This window comes from Pseudomonas sp. Seg1 (assembly GCF_018326005.1).
GTDB lineage: Bacteria > Pseudomonadota > Gammaproteobacteria > Pseudomonadales > Pseudomonadaceae > Aquipseudomonas.
On record NZ_AP021903.1, the window covers coordinates 2,575,985 to 2,596,888 of the forward strand.

Sequence of the window (20,904 nt, forward strand, 5' to 3'; positions counted from 1 at the left end):
ACGCCGTATGTCGCAAGGAAGTGCCGCAAGCCTGGGGTTGCAAGACGCACCGTTGAGCAGCGCGTTCCGCCAGACATGGCAGCAATGGCAACAGGACTGGGTGCAATTGCCCAAGGACAGCGAAGACGAAGCGGCGCTGGTCGAGACCGTGGTCGAGTTGTCCACTCAGGCTTCGCAACGCTTGTGGCGCACCGCGTATTCGCGGGTCGGCGACTCTGCGACCGAGCAGGTCAAGGCACTGGTGTATGCCTTCGTCGCCCTGGTCGACGAAACCCTGTTGTTTACGCCATGGCCGGGGCAGGCGGCATGGCAGGACAAACCACTGGAGTCGCGTCTGTATTCCAGCCGGCAGGCCGGCGAGCAAGTGCCGGCGGCGATTCAAACCCTGCTCGATGAACAGCAACCGACCGCCCGCGATCTCGCCAACGTGTATTTGCAGTGCCTGATTCTCGGTTTCCACGGGCGTCTGCGCGGCGAGCACAGTCAGGCGCAACTGGAGAAATGGCGGTTGGCGCTGTTCAACTTTGCCTGGCAGGACGAGGCCTCTTATGAAGGCGTCAGCCAGCGACTGGTGCAGCCCTCGCTGGTCACACCGTTGCAGTTGCCGGTCCGTACAGCGCTGCCGGACGGTTTTCGTCTGGCGTTGGGGATTCTGGCGATGGTGCTGGTGTTGACCGGGCTCGGTCAGTTTCTCTGGCGTGACATTCGTTCCGAGTTGGAACCGGTATTGCAAATGACCGATTCGGTGACGCCCGCGGAGCAAGACTCATGAGCACCCTGACGATTGTCGCGTGGGTCTTCGCGTTACTGTTGTTGCTGGTCATCATCGCCGTGGCAGTGTGGTGGCTGCGCACCCAGAGCGGCGCGGCGATCCGCAGTTTTTATGCCTCGGTGCGGCACATGGAGCAGGAGCAGGGCAGTCGCGACCGCTATCAGATGCCGTGGCTGCTTATGCTCGGCGACGAAACCCAGGGCACGCAACTGGTCAGCGAGTGGCGCTTGCAGCCGACCGACAAACCGGCGTGGTTCGGCCGCTGGTGGTCGGACCCCGAAGGCGCGGTGCTGGTGGTGCCGCAGGCGTTGTTCTTGCCGGACGACGGCATGCATTTGCAGCGCGGCGGCTGGTGGCGGCTGCTCGGTCTGATCTTGCGTTTGCGCAGTAAACGACCGCTGGACGGGGTGATCTGGACAGTGCCGGTGAGTCGCCTGAGCAATCTCGAACAAGCCGCCAGCCTCGGTCTGGCGGCGCGCCGGCGCTTTATCGATCTACTGCAACGCTTCGGTTTGAGCGTGCCGGTATACGTGATCATTACCGGCCTGGAAGAGTTGCCGGGGTTTCAGGAACTGATCAGTGCCTTACCCGACGAGGCCCGCGAACGCACTTTGGGCTGGTCATCGCCCTACGCGCGTGACGCCGTGTGGCAAGGGCAGTGGAGCGATCAGGCGCTGGATCGAATCCACCGCGCCGTGGCCGAAGCGGTGATCGAGGTCGGCACCTTGTCCGGCCATTTGAGCGCGGATCTGTATGCGCTGCCGGAGCGTCTGGAAACCCTGCGCCGTGGTTTGCAGAGCGTGCTGGAGCCGGTGTTTCAGGGTAATGCACAGGGCGAAGCGCCGTGTTTTCGCGGCGTGTATTTCACTGCCAGTCAGGCGTCGAAAGATGCCAGGGATGGTTTTTCCGCCGACGACAGCGGCTTGCAACAAAGCGTGTTCGTGCGCCAGTTGTGGCGCCAGCGGCTGGTCGGCGAGCGCGGTCTGGCCCAAGGTGTGCCGCGCCTGCTGCGTTTGCGTCAGCGCTGGCAGCGGATCACCGCTGGGGTCGCACTGGTAGTGGGCGTGGTCTGGGCGGTGGCGATGCTGTGGGTGTGGAATCAGTCGGTCAAGGATGCCCATGAACTGGCGCGGCTGATGCAGAGTGCGCAGAAGAGCTACGTGGCGGTCACCGATGACGCGCATCGGGTCGAGCCGACTCGGCGCAATGTGCAGAGTTTCTGGCGGGTGCTGGAGCGCGCCCCGCACTGGCACTACATTTCGCTGGCGTTTCCGACCTCATGGTTTTCCTCGGTGGACGTGAAAATCGAACAGGCACTCTTCAAGTCTGCTCAGCGCCAGATGGTCCAGCCGTTGCACCAATTGCTGGTCGCCGAGCTTACGAAAATCAAGGCGATCCGCAGTACCGATCGGCGCACCAGTGTGGAAAGTGAGGACCCGGCGCAGTGGCAGAATTATCAAAAGGCTACGGATCTGGTAGATCGGGCGTTGCGTCTGGAACAGCAGAATCAATTGTTTGCCGAGGTGCAGAACAGTCAGCGGGCGCCGCTGGACGATCTCGTGCAACTGAGCAATAGCGCGCTGTCACTGAATCTCAATGCGGCGACCGTGCCGCATTCGGCGTACTACAACCGTTTGCTGGCGGCGGGGGATGGCGGTGATGTGCAAGCGCTGGATCTGAGCGTCGAGCGCCCGTTGGTCACCAGTAACTTCAACGGGCTGATGCAGCGCTGGCTTGATCAGTATTTTCTTGCCGAGAACTTCGTCAGCAAGGCCGGCTACCTCAAATTGCATCTGGAACGACTCGAGGCTGGCAGCGGCAACAGCCTCACTGAGCTGGAAGACTTGCGTGCGTTGATCGATGACCTGCAAGCGGCGGTTGCCCTGACCAACTCGACGTGGAGTCGCGGCAAGGGCCAGGAACTGGTGCCGGGTTATCGTGAGTTTCTCGACAAGGTGCGCAAAAGCACCTTGCTCGGTCCGGTCGTTGAGCAGCAACTCGATCAGCAGGCTGGCAAGTTGCAGCAGAGTTTCCGTGATCAGTGGATCGCCCAGGTTGGTTCACGCGGCAATCTGTTGATCCAGCAAGGCAGCGGGCAACTGGCGTTGCAGGAACATGTGGTCAAGCTCAACAACGCCGTGCAGGCGCTGTTCAAGCGCGACTTTGTGTCGGTGGCCATGCGCGCCAATCAAAACAACGTCAACCTGCAAGGCCAGACCGTGGATGGCGATGATCTCAATACCTCGCTGAATTACTTCACCGGTTATAAAAGCTATGTCGCCGAAGAGTTGCCACGCATCCCGCCGGCCTATCGCGAGGCATTGCTGCAAACGGCTGAAGCCGCCGCCGCTCAGGCAATGTGGTTAAGCCTCAAGGATCACAACGATCAGACTCATCCGTACGCGGTGTTCAATGTTCAGGCCGAGCAGGCCATGGCCTTGCAAAAGGCCTTCGTCGAGGTGCATCGCAATGATCTGGCCGCGCGTCTGCAAGGTGCGTTGAACCGTCGGGCAATGGCGCAGGTTGTCAGTGGCCTCGATGAAATCACCGCGCAACCGCTGTTCGCGGGGCGTACTGAAATCAGCCAGTGGGACGGCTCGAAAAACCTCGGCCTGCAACTGTACGGTGCCACTGATGTGCAGGACTTGAAACTGAGCCTCAAGCAGCAGTTCAACACCATGCTCGGCATCACCGAGCGACGCCAGTCGGCGTTGCAGTGGCTGATGACCCAACAAGGCAGTCTGTCGGCGCTGGATTACGAACGTGTGACGCAGTTCAGCGCGCTCAATGACGAACTGCTCAAGTACAAGGATGCCAACCCGGCCAGTTCGCCGGCACAGATCGAGCAACTGGTCAGCCGCGATTTTATCGACATGGACACCGCGTCCTGCGTGCAGGTCTTGCAAACCGCCAATCTGGTGGGCGGGCGCGGAACGCTGGCGATGCGCGCGGTGGAACTGCAACAGGCGGCGATGCAGCGCTGCCAGTTCTTGCAACAGCAACAGGCGGCAGCGGCGTGGAATGAACTGGCCAACTATTTCAATCAATACCTGGCCGATCGTTTTCCGTTTGCCAACGGCGTGCAGGCGCAAGATGCCGACCCGGCGCGGGTTCAGCATTTCCTCGAAATCATCGATAAACGACTGCCTGTGGCGCAAGCCGGACTGGTGCTCAGCCAGACCCCGGAACGCCTGGCGGCGGAAGATTTTCTCAATCGCTTGAAGCAGGCCAGCATTTGGCTGACGCCGCTGTTCGTGCGCGATAAGAGCGGCATCCTCGGCGTCGAACTGGACGTGCGCTGGCGTACCGATCGTGACGATGAGAAGGGCGCCGATCAGGTGATCGCCTGGGGCTTGCTCGCCGGCAGTCAGCAGATCAACTATCCGGTCCCGGCCGAGCAACCGAATCTGCGCTGGATGGTCGGCCAGCCCATCCGCCTGACTCTGCGCTGGGCGCGCAACGGCAAGGAGCGGCCGGTCAACGACCCGTTGCAACCGAACCTGGTGGTGCGTGATCTGGAGGCCGGTTGGGAATACGGCGGGCCGTGGTCGTTGCTGCGTCTGATGCGTGCGCATTTCTCGGTACAGCGCCAGCCGAGCATGGATTACACCGAGTTTCCGCTGACCTTGCGTTTGCCCGTGACGGCGTCCAGCGACAGTGTCACCAGTGACTTCACGCGGATGTTCGTGCGCCTCTCGCTGATGAGCCAAGGCTCGAAACTACCGTTGTCGATTGCACCATTGCCGACCCGTGCGCCGCGCTCGCCGTTTCAGGTGACCGGCACCACGGCTGCGCTTGAAGCCCAAAAGGAAAATCTGTGAGCCTGCCATCGACCACGTTGCCGGATCTGATTGATCAGTTGCTCGCGCCGATCAGCGCGGACGCGCCGTGCGGCGTCGACTTGCGCTATGAACGTGAGTTCGACCAGTTGCGCGACCTGCGCCGCGAGGACGACGCCAGCCTGCCGACCGGAGTCTGGCAGTCGACACTCAAGCGGGCGAACTGGCCGGACGTCGAGAAACTCGCCATCACGCTATTGCTGGAACGCAGCAAGGACCTGATGCTCAGCGCCTGGCTCGGCGAGGCGTGGCTGCATCTGCAAGCGCTGGACGGCTTGCCCGGCAGCCTGGCGCTGATCGCCGGTTTGTGTGAGCGTTTTCCCGAGCAACTGCATCCGCAGGCAGAAGACGGCGACCAATCGTGGCGGGTGATTCCGCTGGAATGGCTGGTGCGTCGCTACAGTGAAGTGCTGCTCACGCGGGTGCCGCTGTTCGGCAGCCGCAACAGCGATTTTGAGGCTTACACCCTGGAAGTCTGGCGGCGCTTGCAGGTTCACCAGGTGCAGACCAACGACAGCAAAAACGCCAAGACCCTGGCGGAAACCGCGCGCAACGAACAGAAGAAACTCAACGAGCAGATCCGCGCCACGCCGCTGGCGTTCTGGCTGCGTACTCAGGGCAATCTGCTGCTGAGCCTGCAACACCTGCAACGGCTCGATAGCTGGAGCGATGCCTATCTGGGCGATCAGGCCCCGGGGCTGCACCCTTTGCAGGACACCATTGAAGCGCTGCTGACCCTGGTTCAGGAGTTTATCGCCATGCACCCACAACAACCGGCGCCGCCACCGCCGTTGGTCGAAGCGCCCGTGGTGGTCGCGCAATCAGACGAATCCGCGCCGCTCGCGCAGGCCTTTCGTGAGCCGGCCAGTCGCGAAGAGGCATACCGGCAATTGCTGCTGATCGCCGAATACCTCGCGCGCACCGAACCTCACAGTCCGGTGCCCTATCTGATCCGGCGCGGGGTCGAGTGGGGCAATAAACCGCTGAGCGAATTGCTCGGCGAGTTGATCAGCGCCGACGCTGAATCGCGGCGCCTGTGGACGTTGCTAGGGGTGCTTTAGTGCACGCGCTGGTTGTTGACCCTCGGCGGCAATTGAATCGGCGTGAGCACCGGTTGCCCGGAAAAGAACGCCACGAGGTTTTTTCCCACCAGTTCCACGGTGCCTTGGGTGGCTTCCGGTGACAGGCCGGCGACGTGGGGCGTGAGCAGCACGTTGGCCAAGGTTTTTAGCGCGTCCGGCACTTGCGGCTCATGATCGAAGACATCCAGCGCCGCGCCGGCAATGCGCCGTTGTTCGAGTGCGGTGATCAAGTCCGCCGTGGCGATCACACTGGCCCGGGCGATATTGACGATGAACCCTTTCGGACCCAGCGCATCGAGCACTGCACGCGTCACCAGATGCTGCGTGCCGATCCCGCCCGGCGTGGCGACAATGAGAAAGTCCGACGCCCGCGCCAGTTCGGTCGGGGTTGAGCAGAACGCGTAAGGCACCTCACTGCGCACCTGACGGCTGTGATAGCTGATGTCCATGTCGAAGCCGAGGTTTGCGCGCTTGGCAATCGCCAGGCCCACCGCACCGAGGCCGAGAATACCCAGGCGCTTGCCGGCGAGTGACGGACGCATGATTTTCGGCCATTCGCCACGGCGCACGGCGGCGTCACAGCGCGGAATATCACGCACCAGCGCCAGCAGCATGGCCATCGCATGGTCGGCCACCGACGAGGCGTTGACCCCGGCGCCGTTGGTCACGGTGATCCCGCGATCACTGGCGGCTTGCAGATCGACCTGCTCGTAACCGGCACCGATCACCGTAATGATTTTCAGCGCGGGCAGGGCGGCGATTTCGTCGGAGGTCAGGCCCAGCGGGCCCCGGGTCAGCACCGCGTCGATGCGCGGGCCGTGGGTGGCGATGGCTTGCGCACGTTCGGCAGGCGTGGGGGCGAGGATCAGATGAAAGCCCTGATGCTCGAGAATCGGCAAGTAATCATTGATGGTTTCAACCAGTACCAGAACGGTTGCGGGCATTGCGCGGCTCCTTTGATCGTCGGCGGTTCGGTCGCGAAAGTCGTTGCAGAGTGCTGATTCCAGAGCGGTTTGGCAATGGCCGAGCGCTGCCCCGTTCCAGCCAGTGTAGGAGCTGAAACGGGGAGCGCGCGGGCGCTTCGTCAGAAGGTCACGTCGGCGCTGTTGATCAACCGGGCGAACGCGCCGCCGAGGGTTGCGTTGTGGTGGTCAATGATGGCTTTGGCGGTCAACGCCGGAGTGTCCATGCAGGTGTGGGCGTCAGCCACCAGCAGCGGTTTGAAGCCCAGATCGGCAGCGGCACGGCAGGTGCTGTCGATGCAGAACTGAGTCTTCATGCCAACGAGGTACAGGTCTTTTATGTCTCCATTGCTGAGCTGCTGCGCAAGGTCAGTGTCGTGGAAGGCGTTGGGTCGGGACTTGTCGAACAGGTGATCGACTTCTGCGTCCAGTTCAAGCGTTGGCAACAATTGCCAGAAGGGGCTGCCCGCAGCAATCGGCGAGCCTTCGGGGCCGGTGTGTCGTACGGCGAAGACGGGCACGTGGTGTTGGCGCGCCTTTGCAACCAACTGCCGGATGTTGGCGAGAATGCGTTCGCCGTCGTAGGGTTTTTCCGGGCCGTGGAACAGACCGACCTGCATATCGATGATCAACAGTGCTGCAGACATGTGTTTCTCCTTGAGTGACAAAAGCAGCCGCACGGACGGGAGAAACAACAAGGCCCCGTCCATTGCTGGCGGGGCCCTGGGTTTGCTGCGCTGGTTTTACCCCAGGCACAAACACCACGACCCGCCGGTGGCGGTCGTGGTGGTGCGGGTGAGGTGCAGCGCGCGAAGGTTCATGGGGCTGATCATGCTGGCGGCGTCCACGGGCTGTCAACTGGCGTATTGGGCGATGCCGTTGCCAAACGACCAGTTCTCCTTTTTCACTTCCACCAGATTGATGAACACGTCTTCGAGGCGAACGCCCAGTTGCGTGTTCAGGCTTTGTGCGATGGTCTGGTACAGGGCTTTTTTCTGCTCCAGCGTTCGACCTTCGTTGAGGGTGATCTGGATGATCACCAGTTGGTCGCTGCGCTGGATGCCCAGATATTGCGGGTCGAAGATGAAATGTTCGCCGTCGTGTTCGTTGAGGATCTGGAAGTTATCGTGCTCCGGCACATTGATTGTGCTGCGCATGGCAGCGTAGATCTGCTCGCCGACGCGCTTGGCGAAGGTGGGATCGGTGCGTTTTTTGAGTTCGACGCGAACGAGCGGCATGAATGGGAACTCCGGGGAGGCAGGGGATTCATTCACGCTAGACCATTTGGGCCGGATTGGAAGACTCGGGTGTTCGATCGGACGCCTTCGCTGGCAAGCCAGCTCCCACAGGTCCTGCGCTGCTCAAATAATCGTGACCAGGTCCCAAATCCCTGTGGGAATTGGCTTGCCAGCGATGGGGTAGGCAGCCTTCACACAGCACACTTGCTTGCCTGCAATCTGTCAGAAGACTCGTTGATTTTGTGACGGATAAAAGCGAAACGGCGCTGGTGATTGCGCAGCACGTGGTGCTGGCGGAGCTGACGGTGAATCAGTGCTCGATAAATGGGGCCGACGGAATAAGCCTGGCTTGCGCCGGGGCGATTAGCCCTCCGCAATCTCTATGGCGATGTTGTATGAGTCGGCCTACCTGACTCCCGGATATTGCCTACAAAACCGCCGGATTCATCCGCTATCTGGCACGGGATGAATAGGAAATCATGAGGGTACAAAGTAGCCCCGGCAGCCACTGCCAACAGCCAAGGAAGGCGCATGCTTCAGAACGATCGGGAACAGCTGGAACTCGAAAGGCTAATGAATGAAACACGGAAACTTGTGGCAGAAAGGCAAAAGCTTCTGGCGGAGGCAAAAAAGCTAACGAGGGAGACAAGCTTATATCCGCTTGCAGTGTTAGGTGGAGTGGTGACCGCTGTCACGGCAGTAGCGGGTGTTTTTTTCAAATTTTGAGCAGGCGCCTCACAACAATCAGATCCATGACTCAAACAGGAATCAGCATGAACACATTTGACCGTAAGGCCATGATGGAGCGATCAGACCGAGAGCACGATGAATGGGCTGAAAAAGTGCGTCTCAAGAACAAGGGCGATATGTATCCAATCTGGGGCATGCTGGCTTTCGGAATCTTTTGCATGTCAATGGGATTCATCCTGGCTCGATCGATCTGATCAAAATTTTTTATCCCGCTCGGCATTGGAGCTTGCCGGAAAACGACATGAAGCGTATCTGATGCCGACAGCCATTTTCCCAAAAACGACACCCCACTGATCTGCTCCGCACAACCATTCCTCAGCTAAGTCTTTGCTTCTGCTCATTTATCGCGGAGAATCGCGCCCCTGTTTCGGCCGGAGCATGTCTGTCGGTTTTTTCCGACGCGTCCTGACCGAGTGGCAAGTGACCGGAATGCGGAGATCCGACCGGATGAATGATCAGGCCAAAAGCGTTGACCAACGCTTTGATGCAGCAGCACCCGCTGAACTTTCGAGCTGGAATCGCCAGGACACCACCTGGATGTTGGGACTGTTCGGGACGGCCATCGGCGCCGGTACCCTGTTTTTGCCGATCAACGCAGGGCTGGGTGGCTTTTGGCCGCTGGTGATCCTCGCGCTGCTGGCCTTCCCTATGACGTTCTTCGCACACCGTGGCCTGACCCGTTTTGTGCTCTCCGGTCGCGAAGGCGCTGACATCACCGACGTGGTCGAGGAGCATTTCGGCATCAAGGCCGGTGCGCTGATCACCTTGCTGTACTTCTTCGCGATCTTCCCGATCCTGCTGATCTACAGCGTCGGCCTGACCAACACGGTCGCCAGTTTCCTCGAACATCAATTGCATATCATGCCGCCACCGCGCATCTGGCTGTCGTTGGTGCTGATCCTCGGCCTGCTGGCCGTGGTGCGTTGCGGCGAGCAGGCGATCGTCAAGGCGATGAGCCTGATGGTGTACCCGTTCATCGTTGCGCTGTTGTTCCTCGCCGTGTACCTGATTCCGCACTGGAACGGCGGCATCCTCGCCACCGCTTCGCAAGTGCCGGCGCCATCGGCGTTGCTGCACACGATGTGGCTGGCGATTCCGGTGATGGTGTTCTCGTTCAACCACTCGCCAATCATCTCGGCGTTTGCGGTGGATCAGAAGCGTCGTTACGGCGTTAACGCCGACCAGCGCAGCTCGCAGATCCTCTGCCGTGCCCACCTGTTGATGGTGGTGATGGTGCTGTTCTTCGTCTTCAGTTGCGTGCTGACCCTGTCGCCGGAACAACTGGCTGAAGCCAAGGCGCAGAACCTGTCGATCCTGTCGTACCTGGCCAACCACTTCAACAATCCGACTATTGAGTTCGCGGCGCCGTTGATTGCGTTCGTGGCGATCTCCAAGTCGTTCCTCGGTCACTACATCGGTGCCAGCGAAGGCCTGAAGGGCTTGATCATCAAAAGCGGCAAGCGTCCGGGCGCAAAGGCTCTGGATCGCATTGTGGCGGCGTTCATGCTGGTGATCTGCTGGATCGTCGCAACCTGGAACCCGAGCATTCTTGGCATGATCGAGGCCGTTGGTGGTCCGGTGATCGCGGCGATCCTGTTCCTGATGCCGATGTACGCGATTCGTAAAGTGCCAGCGATGGCGCGCTATCGCGGCAAGGCGTCGAACGTGTTCGTGACCGCAGTAGGTCTGGTGGCAATTTCGGCGGTGATTTATTCGCTGACGGCGTAAGCCAAAGCCTCGAAGACTCAGCTACAGTGGCCGCTGTGCGTGATGCGCACAGCGGTTTTTTTTCGTCTGGAGACAGTGGATTGTCGAGCGCCCCACAACCTGTTGAATCACCCAATCGCTGGCAGGATGTACTCGCCGGTCTGTCGATTGCCGGGCTGTTGCTGCCCGAAGCCGTAGCCTACTCGACCATCGCCGCGCTGGCGCCGCAGGCCGGGGTGATCGCCCTGTTTGCCGGGTTGCTCTGTTACGGGCTGTTCGGTACCAGTCGTTTTGCCATTGTTTCGGCGACGTCATCCTCCGCGGCCGTACTGGCGGCGGCCACGGCAACGCTGGCCAATGGTGATCCGCAATTGCGCGCGACGCTGGCGGTCGGTCTGGTATTGGTCACGGGCGCGCTGTTTGTGCTGGCCGGGATCTTTCGTCTGGGCAGCGTCACGGCGTTCATTGCCAAACCGGTGTTGCGCGGGTTTGCCTTCGGCCTGGCGCTGACGATCATTCTCAAGCAGGTCGCCAGTGTGGTCGGCGTGCACCTGACCGACGCCAATCTGGTGCGCTTCGCTCCACAACTGCTGGAGCAATTGCCGCAGTGGAACTGGCCGGCGGCGGCTGTGGCGGCAGTGGCGTTGATTCTGTTGGCGGCGTTTTCGCGGTTGCCACGATTGCCCGGTGGTTTGCTGGTAGTGGTGATCGGCATCGCCGCCGGCCAATGGCTGAACTTGCCGGCGTACGGTGTGAAGATGATCGGCATGATCGACCTCAGCCTGGAAGTCCCCAACCTGCCGGTGCTGCCGTTCGCCGACTGGCTGCGGTTGGGGGAGGTGGGCTTTGCGCTGGTGATGATTCTGTACGCGGAGTCTTACGGCTCGATCAGTTCGTACGCGCTCAAACATGGTGACCGCGTGACGTCCAATCGCGATTTGCTGGCGCTGGGCGCGTCAAACCTGTTGTCCGGGTTGTTCCATGGCATGCCGGCGGGAGCGGGTTATTCGGCGACGTCGGCAAATGAAGCGGCGGGCGCCACTTCACGTTGGGCCGGCGGGGTGGCGGCGTTGGTGGTGCTGATCATCGTGCTGACCGTGTTGCCGTGGATCGCGTTGACCCCTGAACCGGTTTTGGCGGCGATTGTCTTGCACGCGTTGGGGCGCGGTTTGAGTCTGCAGCCATTGGGGCGTTACTTCGTATGGCGTCGCGACCGTGTGCTGGTGTTGTGCGCAGTGGCGGCGGTGCTGGTGCTCGGTGTACTCGACGGTTTGCTGGTGGCGGTGGCGATCAGTGTCTTGCTGATGCTCAAGCAAATGTCGTCGGCGGATATTCAGGTGCTGGGGCGAATTGATGGCGGGCATGACTTTGTCGATCAACAGCGCCATCCGACGGCAACCAGCGAGCCGGGGGTGTTGATCGTCCGGCCGGGCGAGGCGTTGTTCTTCGCCAATGTCGAGCGGATCCTCGGCGCGGCGTTACGCTTGACTCGGCATTCGGATGCGCCTGTGCACACAGTGATTTTGAGTCTGGAGGAAACTCCGGATCTGGATGGCACCAGCATCGAGGCGATGCAGGAATTCTTTTTGCGGGTGCGTCAGGAAGGCAAGCGATTGATTCTGGCGCGACTCAAGCATGGGGCGTTGGTGGTGCTGGAGGCGTTGCCGGAGGTGCAGGCCAACGGCGTGATCCTCAGTGGCTTGAGCGTTGATGGCGCTGTGCAGAAAGCCCTCAAGCTCAACACTTGAACAGGTTGAATGGACTGGCCCCATCGCTGGCAAGCCAGCTCCCACAGGGATTGGGGTGAACCTCAGCACAGCTCACCTGTGGGAGCTGGCTTGCCAGCGATGAGGCCGGGACAGGCACTGACTATTCAGCAGGCATAAAAAAACGCCGCTCATCTCACGATGGGCGGCGTTTTTCAGTGCGTTGCAGCGTTAGGCTTGAACGACCGGGATGTTGGCGTTCGCAGCAGCTTCACGGAACTCGGCGATCTGGTCGAAGGACAGGTAGCGGTAGATATCGGCCGCCATGCTGTCGATCTTGCCAGCGTATTCCATGTACTCCTCGACGGTCGGCAGGCGACCCAGGATCGAAGCCACGGACGCCAGCTCGGCCGAAGCCAGGTAGACGTTCGCGCCGTCGCCCAGACGGTTCGGGAAGTTACGGGTCGACGTCGACACCACGGTGCTGTTTGGCTCAACGCGTGCCTGGTTACCCATGCACAGCGAGCAGCCTGGCATTTCCATGCGTGCGCCAGCCTTGCCGTAGATGCCGTAGTAGCCTTCTTCCGTCAGTTGGTGAGCGTCCATTTTGGTCGGCGGCGACAGCCACAGACGGGTTGGCAGCTGACCCTTGACCTGATCCAGCAGTTTACCGGCAGCGCGGAAGTGACCGATGTTGGTCATGCACGAACCGATGAACACTTCGTCGATCTTCTCGCCAGCAACGCTGGACAGCAGACGGGCGTCGTCCGGATCGTTCGGCGCGCACAGTACAGGCTCGCTGATGTCGGCCAGATCGATTTCGATGACTTCGGCGTATTCGGCGTCGGCATCGGCTTCCATCAGTTCCGGGTTGGCTACCCAGGCTTCCATCGCTTGCGCACGACGTTCCAGGGTACGGGCATCGCCGTAGCCTTCGCCGATCATCCAGCGCAGCAGGGTGATGTTGGAGTTCAGGTACTCGGTGATCGACTCTTTCGACAGCTTGATGGTGCAACCGGCAGCCGAACGTTCGGCCGAGGCGTCGGACAGTTCGAACGCCTGTTCCAGGGTCAGACCTTCCAGACCTTCGATTTCCAGGATGCGGCCGGAGAAGGCGTTTTTCTTGCCTTTCTTCTCGACGGTCAGCAGACCGTTCTGGATGGCGAAGTAAGGAATGGCATGAACCAGGTCACGCAGGGTGATGCCAGGTTTCATTTTGCCTTTGAAGCGCACCAGGATCGATTCCGGCATGTCCAGCGGCATAACGCCGGTGGCCGCAGCAAACGCAACCAGACCGGAACCGGCCGGGAACGAAATGCCCATCGGGAAACGGGTGTGCGAGTCACCACCGGTACCGACGGTGTCCGGCAGCAGCATGCGGTTCAGCCACGAGTGGATGATACCGTCGCCCGGACGCAGGGAAACGCCGCCGCGGGTCATGATGAAGTCAGGCAGGGTGTGGTGGGTGGTCACGTCGATCGGCTTTGGATAGGCCGCGGTGTGGCAGAACGACTGCATCACCAGATCAGCGGAGAAGCCCAGGCACGCCAGGTCTTTCAGTTCGTCACGGGTCATTGGACCGGTGGTGTCCTGAGAACCTACGGTGGTCATCTTCGGTTCGCAGTAGGTGCCAGGACGAACGCCCTGGCCTTCTGCCAGACCGCAAGCCTTGCCGACCATTTTCTGCGCCAGGGTGAAACCCTTGGTGCTTTCAGCCGGAGCTTCAGGCTTCTTGAACAGATCGAATGCTGGCAGACCCAGTTCGGCGCGAGCCTTCTCGGTCAGGCCACGGCCGATGATCAGCGGGATACGGCCGCCGGCACGGACTTCGTCCAACAGCACAGGGGTCTTCATTTCGAAGGTGGTGATGACTTCGTCGGTACCGTGCTTGCAGACTTTGCCAGCGTGCGGGTACAGGTCGATTACATCGCCCATGTTCATGTTGGTAACGTCGAACTCGATTGGCAGTGCGCCGGCATCTTCCATGGTGTTGTAGAAGATCGGAGCGATTTTGCTGCCGAAGCAGAAACCGCCAGCGCGCTTGTTCGGCACGTAAGGAATGTCGTCGCCGAAGAACCACAGTACCGAGTTGGTCGCGGATTTACGCGAGGAACCGGTACCGACGACGTCACCGACGTAGGCGATCGGGAAGCCCTGACCGCGCATTTCTTCGATCTGCTTCATCGGGCCGGTCTTGCCTTGCTCGTCCGGAACGATGCCGTCACGGGCCATTTTCAGCATGGCCAGGGCGTGCAGCGGGATGTCGGGACGCGACCAGGCATCCGGGGCAGGGGACAGGTCGTCGGTGTTGGTTTCGCCGGTTACCTTGAATACGCGCAGGCTGATTTTGTCTTCCAGCACCGGGCGCTTCTTGAACCACTCGCCGTCAGCCCAGGATTGCAGCACGGCCTTGGCGTGAACGTTGCCGTTCTTGGCTTTTTCAGCGACGTCGTGGAAGGCGTCGAACATCAGCAGGGTGTGCTTGAGTTCTTCGGCGGCCACTGGCGCCAGTTCGGCGTCGTCCAGCAGCTCGACCAGGGTCACGATGTTGTAGCCGCCCTGCATGGTGCCGAGCAGTTCTACAGCGCGCTTTTTGTCCAGCAGAGGGGAGGAAACTTCGCCTTTGGCCAGAGCCGACAGGAAACCGGCTTTGACGTAAGCGGCTTCGTCCACTCCTGGTGGTACGCGGTTGGTGATCAGGTCAACGAGGAAAGCTTCTTCGCCAGCCGGAGGATTCTTCAGCAGCTCGACCAGGCCTGCAGTTTGTTCGGCGTTAAGCGGCTGGGGAACGATACCCAGTGCTGCGCGCTCTTCGATATGTTTGCGGTAGGCTTCAAGCACAGTTATTACCCTCATCAGTGGTCCCAAATGGCTGTCCGGGACGCTCGTCGCGAAATGCTCGTACTCATGCGCTGCACGGCGTTGTGGGCCGTTTAGCCAGAATTACCGAACATTCCTTACAGAAGCTGCTTTCAAAGTTTTACGCCTGCAGAACGGGGAGCTGATGAGGGTTGGCGTTGGGCTTTTCCCCGCTGGAAAAACCCCTCGCCAACACCGCTCTGAAGGAACGACTGTGCTCGTGACGCTTTGAAAACAGCTTCTAACGGACATTGGCGCCTTAAAAGGCTGGCTGATTCTACGGCAAAAAAAATTTAAAGGTAAGTCGCGCTCTATTGGACTTTGGTGGCGTTGTGCGGGGCCTGCTAAAAGTCTGCCCGAGCGCTTGCCCCTGACGTTTGAGGGGTGATCAATGCCCGACAAAGGGCTAACATGCCGGCCTGTTCCGCGTTTCAGTGTTTTGCCAATTTATGCCCAATCAGACCATCAAGACCCCCTGCGTCGGCCTCTGCTCCACTGTTTACGGAGATCTGGTGTGCCGTGGCTGCAAGCGTTTCCATCACGAAGTGATCAATTGGAATGGTTACAACGAGGAGGAAAAGCGTGCGGTCTGGTTGCGGCTGGAGCAATTGCTGTCACAAGTGATGGCAAGCAAGGTCGAGATCTTTGATTCGGCGCGCCTGCGCCAACAGCTTGAACAGCGCAAGATCCGCTTTGTGCCGCATCAGTCGGAATATTGCTGGGCCTATCAACTGATCGCCCGGGGGGCGCGGGTGATCATTAATCTCGAAGCCTACGGGATGGTCTTGCTGCCGGAATTTCGCGACTGGAACCTGCCGGAATTGCGCGATGCCATTGATCGGGAATTCTTCCTGCTGTCGGAAGCGCACTATCAGCGCTACATCGCCCCCGGCTTCCTGAAAGACGCCTTCGGCGCCTAGAAGCTTCGCAAGCAGGGCGCCCACAGTGATCGGAATTGAATGCGCAAACAGATCCTGTGGGAGCTGGCTTGCCAGCGATGAGGTCGGTACATCCAATATCAATGTTGACTGACCCACCGCTATCGCTGGCAAGCCAGCTCCCACAGTGATTGCGGTGCATTTGGAATCACACAAGAACTGTGGGAGTCTGGCTTGCCAGCGATGACGGCCGCATCAGCGCCGTAATTCTCAGTGTTTCACCGCCAGCTCTACCAGATGATCCTCAACCTCCTGCGGCTTGAGCACCAGCACATCACTTTCCAACGCATCCAGCACCACTTCAGCGGTGTTGCCGATCAACGCCCCTGACAACCCCGAGCGCGCCACCGTGCCGATCACGGTCACCGCAGCCTGCAGCTTGTGCGCCATGAACGGAATCAATACATCCGCCGGACCTTCCTCGATGTGCAGGTGCGCGTCATCCACGTCGAATTCGGCCTGAAATGCCCGGCATTGCTCGCGATAACGTGCTTCGATGGTTTCACTCAACTGCAACGTAGGGTCGGCGGCGGAGAGCATCGGTGACGGATGGGCGCTGATCACATGCAAATGCCCTTTGGCCAGACTGGCAATGTCATAGCCGTGATCGATGATCGTCGTGTGCAAATGCCGGTGCTCACCGTCGACATTGCCGACGTCGACCGCCGCCAGAATCACCTTGTCCTTCCACGAGCCAGCGGTTTTCACCAAAAGTACCGGAGTAGGGCAGTGGCGCAGCAATTTCCAGTCCGCCGGGGTCAGCAGGGCTTTTTTCAGCGAACTGTCGGGGAAGTGCTGCTTGATCACCAACCCGCAACCCTCGGCCTGCTGCACGTCGATGATGGTTTCGTGCAGGCTCTCGTTCCACGCCTGTTCGGTGGTCGCGCTGTAGCCGTCGGCCAGCAGCGCGGCCTTGAGCACGCTGAGCATGGCGGCGTGGTCGTGCTTCTTGTCGCACACCAGCAGGTGCAGATGGGCCTGGGTCACGCCAGCGATCAGCTTGGCGCGCTTGAGCGCCAGGCTTTCCGAATGTTCGGGTTCGATGACCACCAGAATGCTGCGAATGGCTTGCATGAGCGGAGTCTCCAGCAAAGAAAAGGCACGGCGTTGCACAACTATAGTTGCTGCTCGAACAGCTGCGACTTGATGCATATCAACGCCAGCCGCTGGTGGTCTGTGGGCAGGCCGGTATAATCGGCGCCCTTCGCTCGAACACCTTTACCGTGAGCCCCATGATCCTTCCCGAAATCCACGAATTCCTTGGCTGCCGCACACCCGACGCCTGGGTCCAGGCGGCACTGGCCGATCAGGAAACCCTGCTGATCGACCACAAGAACTGCGAGTTCAAGGCTGCCAGCACCGCCCTGAGCCTGATAGCCAAGTACCACTCCCACGTTGACCTGATCAATATGATGTCGCGTCTGGCCCGGGAAGAACTGGTGCACCACGAACAAGTCATGCGCATCATGAAACGCCGCAAGATCGAGCTGCGTCAGTTACATGCCGGGCGCTACGCGTCAGGCCTGCGCAAAGTGGTGCGCAGCCACGAGCCGGTGAAACTGGTGGACACGCTAGTGGTGGGGGCGTTTATCGAGGCGCGCAGTTGCGAGCGGTTCGAAGCACTGGTGCCGCATCTGGACGAAGATCTCGGCAAGTTCTACTTCGGTTTGCTGAAAAGCGAGGCGCGGCACTTTCAGGGCTATCTGAAACTGGCCTACCAATACGGGGACGCCAAAGACATCGCCCAGGTGATCGACAGAGTTCGCACCACCGAGCAGGACTTGATCGAGTCCCCGGACGAGGAGTTCCGCTTCCACAGCGGCGTGCCTGCCTGAGATTGTTAAAAACTCTTAAGAGTATGAAACATCACCGAAAACCGGCCCCCGTGGCCGGTTTTTGCTGCCTGCGATAAACGCCTCGCCCGCGAATGCCGCCATAATGTCGCCCACTTCACAGATGGTTGGCAGATGGTCGTTATGGATAACCTGGGTTTTGGCAAAGTCCTGCTGGTGGAAGACGATGAACGCCTTGCCGCGTTGATCGCGCACTTCCTCGAACAACACGGCTACGAGGTGCGCACGGTGCATCGCGGGGATCTGGCGGTGGCCGCTTTTCTGGAGTTCAAACCCAAAGTCGTGGTGCTCGACCTGATGTTGCCGGGGCAGAGTGGCCTGCACGTGTGTCGGGAGATTCGTAGCGTGTCAGACACGCCGATCGTGATTCTCACGGCCAAGGAAGACGACCTCGACCATATTCTCGGCTTGGAGTCCGGTGCCGATGACTACGTGATCAAACCGATCAAACCGCCGGTGTTGCTGGCCCGGTTGCGCGCCTTGCAGCGGCGGCAGGTGCCGGACAGTGGCGTGGTCAGTTTTCTCGAGTTCGGTCAGTTGAGCATCGACCGCAGTTGCCGTGAAGTGCGCCTGGCGGGCGAGATCATCGAAATGACCACCATGGAATTCGAGTTGCTGTGGCTGCTGGCCAGTGCCGCCGGCAATACGCTGTCGCGCGATGACATCCTCAACCGCATGCGCGGCATCGCCTTCGATGGCCTGAACCGCAGCGTCGACGTGTACATCAGCAAGTTGCGCAACAAACTCAAGGACAATCCTCGCGAGCCGGTGTGCATCAAGACCGTGTGGGGCAAGGGTTATCTGTTCAATCCGTTTGCGTGGGAGTTGTAGATGCTGCGGTTATTCCTCGGGCTGTTTCTGGTGATGACGGTGGGGCTGGTGTTGGCCCTGCAAACCGTCGAACACACCTTCAACGCGTTGCTCGACAATCAGATGCAGGCCTACAACCGTGAAGCGGTGCGCGGTCAGGCGTGGTCGCTGGTGGATCATTTGCGCGGGCGTCAGGGCACGGATCGCGAGCAGCAACTGGAAACCTTGCGCCCGCATTACGGGCTGACACTGAAACTGGTCGAGGCCGATCAACTGGCCCTGAATGCCGAGGAAAAAGCCCAGCTGATGCAGAATCTTCTGGTGATCCGCGACAACTACACGCAGTTCATCAGCAACATCGACGGCGGTCCGCAGGTGCTCAGCATCAAGCTGCCGCCGGAACCGAGCCTGATGCCGTTCTATATCTCGGCGGCTTACGGGATGCTCGCGGTACTGATCGGTATCGTCCTGTTTTTCTGGGTGCGCCCGCACTGGCGTGATCTGGAAAAACTGCGCCTGGCCGCCGAGCGTTTTGGCGATAACGATCTGTCGGCGCGTATCCAGTTGTCGAAACGTTCGAACATCCGCGACCTGGCCGAGCACTTCAACCTGATGGCGGCGCGCATCGAGAGTCTGATCGCCAATCAGCGCGAACTGACCAATGCGGTCTCTCATGAACTGCGTACGCCGATTGCGCGGCTGTCGTTCGAACTTGATCAGCTCAAACAACAATCTGACCCGAGTCAGAATCGCGAATTGATCGCCGACATGTACGCCGACCTTGGCGAACTGGAAGAAATGGTCTCGGAGTTGCTGACTTACGCCAGTCTTGAGCGCGGTGCGACGGTGATCAAACGTGAAAATATTCAGGCGGGCAATTGGCTCGATAGCGTGGTTGGTAGTGTGGCGCTGGAGGCGGAGGCGGCGGGGGTACAGTTGTCGATCGGCGATTGCCGGCTCGAAACGGTACGCATCGAACCAAGGTTCATGGCCCGTGCGGTGATCAATTTGCTGCGCAATGCGATTCGTTATGCCGAGCAACGAGTGGAAGTCACGCTGGTGCGCAATGGCGATTACTACGAGGTGCAGGTCAATGACGATGGGCCGGGCGTGCCGGTGCACGGGCGGGAGAAGATTTTCGAACCGTTCTCGCGCCTGGATGCGAGCCGCGACCGGCGCACTGGTGGGTTCGGATTGGGGCTGGCCTTGGTGCGACGGGTGTCGCAGTCCCATGGCGGGCAAGTGGAGGTCGGTGATTCGCCTTGGGGTGGGGCGTCGTTTCGGATGACCTGGGCGCATCTGGATTGACTTGTGTTGGCATGGCCGACGCCATCGCTGGCAAGCCAGCTCCCACAGGTTTTGTGGTGTAACTACTTCCCCGACAACCCCGCAAAACCCTGTGGGAGCTGGCTTGCCAGCGATGAGGCCATCAGTCCCACCGCACACTCAGAAGGTGTACTCAACCTGCCCAGCCAATACCCACAGGTGTAACTACTTCCCCGACAACCCCGCAAAACCCTGTGGGAGCTGGCTTGCCAGCGATGGGGCCATCAGTCCCACCGCACACTCAGAAGGTGTACTCAACCTGCCCAGCCAATGAAGTCTGCAACCGCCGTTCGACAATCGGGCTGTCTGCCGCTTCATGGCTCAGGTACTGCACCGCCAGCACTGACGACACGCTCCAGCGCTCATCAATCGGCAACGTCCAGGTCAGGTCCGCGCCGCGACTGATCAATCCGGCTTTCGGTTCATAAGCCCGGTACTGACTGCGCGAAGCCTGTGCCGTACTCACGCCATACCAGGTGCGCAGGTAATCGCTGTCGCCGAACTGGCTGTTCAATCCGCCGGTCACCTTGCCGAAACGGCCCTCATACAGTGGCAGGTTGATGCTCAGTTTCAGGCGATTCCACGATGAGCCGGTGTCGTGGTCATCGTCGTCCTTTTCCAGCGCATGCTCGAAACTCGCGCCGAGAATGATAGGCCCCATGTGATAGCGGCCGTCCACGCCCAGCACTGGGCGCGACTTGATCGAGCCCATGCCGTTCAGTTCGTCGGAACCCTTGAACCCGGTCTTGCGATCCTTGCGCACATCGCTGGCGCCGACGTAAACGCTGAGACCGAAATCCTCTTCGTCAAAGCCCCAGCCCAGCCCTCGGTTGCTGTCGAGAAAGAAACCCTGCGGACTGACCACTTCGACAGCCACCAGCGGCGCCGTCACCCGCTCATCGCTGCCGCTGTAGCGCGGAGCATTAACCGCGCCGGCGCGCAGGGTGGTGTGCCAGTCTTCGGCGCGTAGCGCAGCGTCGGGCACCAGTAGACAAAGGGAAGTCAGAGACAACGAAAACGTGCGAAACGACATCAGCATGGGGCACCCGAGGAGAATGTGGA

General features: G+C 60.2%; 17 protein-coding genes. 11 read left to right on the top strand and 6 right to left on the bottom strand.

The features are described 5' to 3' along the window. Positions 1 to 7: 7 nt before the first annotated feature. From KI231_RS11430 to tssA, 3 genes are read left to right on the top strand one after another with little or no spacing between them, the layout of a single operon-like run. Positions 8 to 772: a DotU/TssL family secretion system protein gene (locus KI231_RS11430; protein WP_213028288.1), complete on the top strand. Its 765-nt coding sequence runs from the start codon at positions 8 to 10 to the stop codon at positions 770 to 772. After that, positions 769 to 4,593: a type VI secretion system protein gene (locus KI231_RS11435; RefSeq protein ID WP_213028289.1), complete on the top strand. Its 3,825-nt coding sequence runs from the start codon at positions 769 to 771 to the stop codon at positions 4,591 to 4,593. Before KI231_RS11430 ends, KI231_RS11435 begins: the two co-directional genes overlap by 4 nt. Further along, on the top strand, positions 4,590 to 5,672 hold the full coding sequence (gene tssA / locus KI231_RS11440; RefSeq protein ID WP_103303339.1) for a type VI secretion system protein TssA: 1,083 nt from the start codon (positions 4,590 to 4,592) through the stop codon (positions 5,670 to 5,672). The genes KI231_RS11435 and tssA overlap by 4 nt, the downstream gene beginning before the upstream one ends. On the opposite strand, the gene KI231_RS11445 is transcribed toward tssA, so the two are convergent. The 3 genes from KI231_RS11445 to KI231_RS11455 all read right to left on the bottom strand — a co-directional run bounded on the left by KI231_RS11445 (position 5,669) and on the right by KI231_RS11455 (position 7,893). Further along, positions 5,669 to 6,637 (bottom strand): 2-hydroxyacid dehydrogenase, encoded by a 969-nt coding sequence (locus KI231_RS11445; RefSeq protein WP_213028290.1) that lies wholly within the window; start codon positions 6,635 to 6,637, stop codon positions 5,669 to 5,671. The two genes, tssA and KI231_RS11445, sit on opposite strands and share 4 nt — an antisense overlap. Before the next feature lie 140 nt (positions 6,638 to 6,777). Then, positions 6,778 to 7,302: a cysteine hydrolase family protein gene (locus tag KI231_RS11450; RefSeq protein WP_213028291.1), complete on the bottom strand. Its 525-nt coding sequence runs from the start codon at positions 7,300 to 7,302 to the stop codon at positions 6,778 to 6,780. A gap of 207 nt (positions 7,303 to 7,509) precedes the next feature. Further along, a complete protein-coding gene (locus tag KI231_RS11455; RefSeq protein WP_103303342.1) occupies positions 7,510 to 7,893 on the bottom strand; it encodes a tautomerase family protein in 384 nt (127 codons plus the stop codon). A gap of 531 nt (positions 7,894 to 8,424) precedes the next feature. Here KI231_RS11455 and KI231_RS11460 point away from each other — a divergent pair. The 4 genes from KI231_RS11460 (at position 8,425) to KI231_RS11475 (ending at position 12,098) form a co-directional block, all read left to right on the top strand. Then, positions 8,425 to 8,619 carry a hypothetical protein gene (locus tag KI231_RS11460; RefSeq protein WP_103303343.1) on the top strand — a complete coding sequence of 65 codons (195 nt, stop codon included), beginning with the start codon at positions 8,425 to 8,427 and terminating at the stop codon, positions 8,617 to 8,619. Between the two features lie 47 nt (positions 8,620 to 8,666). Beyond that, entirely contained in the window at positions 8,667 to 8,837 is a 171-nt protein-coding gene (locus tag KI231_RS11465; RefSeq protein ID WP_177431378.1) for a hypothetical protein, read from the top strand. Between the two features lie 253 nt (positions 8,838 to 9,090). Then, on the top strand, positions 9,091 to 10,371 hold the full coding sequence (locus KI231_RS11470) for a serine/threonine transporter (protein ID WP_103303344.1): 1,281 nt from the start codon (positions 9,091 to 9,093) through the stop codon (positions 10,369 to 10,371). Positions 10,372 to 10,451: 80 nt separating this feature from the next. Further along, complete coding sequence (locus KI231_RS11475; protein ID WP_213028292.1) at positions 10,452 to 12,098, top strand: SulP family inorganic anion transporter; 1,647 nt, start codon at positions 10,452 to 10,454, stop codon at positions 12,096 to 12,098. 189 nt (positions 12,099 to 12,287) lie between these two features. Here KI231_RS11475 and acnB read toward each other — a convergent pair whose 3' ends face one another. Further along, positions 12,288 to 14,897, bottom strand: coding sequence for a bifunctional aconitate hydratase 2/2-methylisocitrate dehydratase (gene acnB / locus KI231_RS11480; RefSeq protein WP_123532122.1), 2,610 nt, complete (start codon positions 14,895 to 14,897; stop codon positions 12,288 to 12,290). A gap of 467 nt (positions 14,898 to 15,364) precedes the next feature. On the opposite strand from acnB, the gene KI231_RS11485 reads away from it, so the two are divergent. Further along, a complete protein-coding gene (locus tag KI231_RS11485; protein WP_103303347.1) occupies positions 15,365 to 15,835 on the top strand; it encodes a DUF1289 domain-containing protein in 471 nt (156 codons plus the stop codon). Positions 15,836 to 16,063: 228 nt separating this feature from the next. Here KI231_RS11485 and uspL read toward each other — a convergent pair whose 3' ends face one another. Continuing rightward, a complete protein-coding gene (gene uspL, locus KI231_RS11490; protein WP_103303348.1) occupies positions 16,064 to 16,927 on the bottom strand; it encodes a universal stress protein UspL in 864 nt (287 codons plus the stop codon). A gap of 158 nt (positions 16,928 to 17,085) precedes the next feature. On the opposite strand from uspL, the gene KI231_RS11495 reads away from it, so the two are divergent. The 3 genes from KI231_RS11495 to KI231_RS11505 all read left to right on the top strand — a co-directional run bounded on the left by KI231_RS11495 (position 17,086) and on the right by KI231_RS11505 (position 19,824). Continuing rightward, positions 17,086 to 17,688, top strand: coding sequence for a MiaE family protein (locus tag KI231_RS11495; protein ID WP_103303349.1), 603 nt, complete (start codon positions 17,086 to 17,088; stop codon positions 17,686 to 17,688). Between the two features lie 141 nt (positions 17,689 to 17,829). Beyond that, positions 17,830 to 18,537 (top strand): response regulator, encoded by a 708-nt coding sequence (locus KI231_RS11500; RefSeq protein WP_103303350.1) that lies wholly within the window; start codon positions 17,830 to 17,832, stop codon positions 18,535 to 18,537. Further along, positions 18,538 to 19,824 carry an ATP-binding protein gene (locus KI231_RS11505; RefSeq protein ID WP_213028293.1) on the top strand — a complete coding sequence of 429 codons (1,287 nt, stop codon included), beginning with the start codon at positions 18,538 to 18,540 and terminating at the stop codon, positions 19,822 to 19,824. It begins immediately after the preceding gene. Between the two features lie 259 nt (positions 19,825 to 20,083). On the opposite strand, the gene KI231_RS11510 is transcribed toward KI231_RS11505, so the two are convergent. Beyond that, positions 20,084 to 20,881 (bottom strand): MipA/OmpV family protein, encoded by a 798-nt coding sequence (locus KI231_RS11510; protein WP_213028294.1) that lies wholly within the window; start codon positions 20,879 to 20,881, stop codon positions 20,084 to 20,086. Positions 20,882 to 20,904: the final 23 nt, after the last annotated feature.

Excerpts from the sequence above, each read along its gene's own strand:
- KI231_RS11430 (WP_213028288.1), top strand. The coding sequence starts at position 8 with ATGTCGCAAGGAAGTGCCGCAAGCCTGGGGTTGCAAGACGCACCGTTG.
- KI231_RS11435 (WP_213028289.1), top strand. The coding sequence starts at position 769 with ATGAGCACCCTGACGATTGTCGCGTGGGTCTTCGCGTTACTGTTGTTG.
- KI231_RS11445 (WP_213028290.1), bottom strand. The coding sequence starts at position 6,637 with ATGCCCGCAACCGTTCTGGTACTGGTTGAAACCATCAATGATTACTTG.
- KI231_RS11450 (WP_213028291.1), bottom strand. The coding sequence starts at position 7,302 with ATGTCTGCAGCACTGTTGATCATCGATATGCAGGTCGGTCTGTTCCAC.
- KI231_RS11455 (WP_103303342.1), bottom strand. The coding sequence starts at position 7,893 with ATGCCGCTCGTTCGCGTCGAACTCAAAAAACGCACCGATCCCACCTTC.
- KI231_RS11460 (WP_103303343.1), top strand. The coding sequence starts at position 8,425 with ATGCTTCAGAACGATCGGGAACAGCTGGAACTCGAAAGGCTAATGAAT.
- KI231_RS11465 (WP_177431378.1), top strand. The coding sequence starts at position 8,667 with ATGAACACATTTGACCGTAAGGCCATGATGGAGCGATCAGACCGAGAG.
- KI231_RS11470 (WP_103303344.1), top strand. The coding sequence starts at position 9,091 with ATGAATGATCAGGCCAAAAGCGTTGACCAACGCTTTGATGCAGCAGCA.
- KI231_RS11485 (WP_103303347.1), top strand. The coding sequence starts at position 15,365 with ATGCCCAATCAGACCATCAAGACCCCCTGCGTCGGCCTCTGCTCCACT.
- uspL (WP_103303348.1), bottom strand. The coding sequence starts at position 16,927 with ATGCAAGCCATTCGCAGCATTCTGGTGGTCATCGAACCCGAACATTCG.
- KI231_RS11495 (WP_103303349.1), top strand. The coding sequence starts at position 17,086 with ATGATCCTTCCCGAAATCCACGAATTCCTTGGCTGCCGCACACCCGAC.
- KI231_RS11500 (WP_103303350.1), top strand. The coding sequence starts at position 17,830 with ATGGATAACCTGGGTTTTGGCAAAGTCCTGCTGGTGGAAGACGATGAA.
- KI231_RS11505 (WP_213028293.1), top strand. The coding sequence starts at position 18,538 with ATGCTGCGGTTATTCCTCGGGCTGTTTCTGGTGATGACGGTGGGGCTG.
- KI231_RS11510 (WP_213028294.1), bottom strand. The coding sequence starts at position 20,881 with ATGCTGATGTCGTTTCGCACGTTTTCGTTGTCTCTGACTTCCCTTTGT.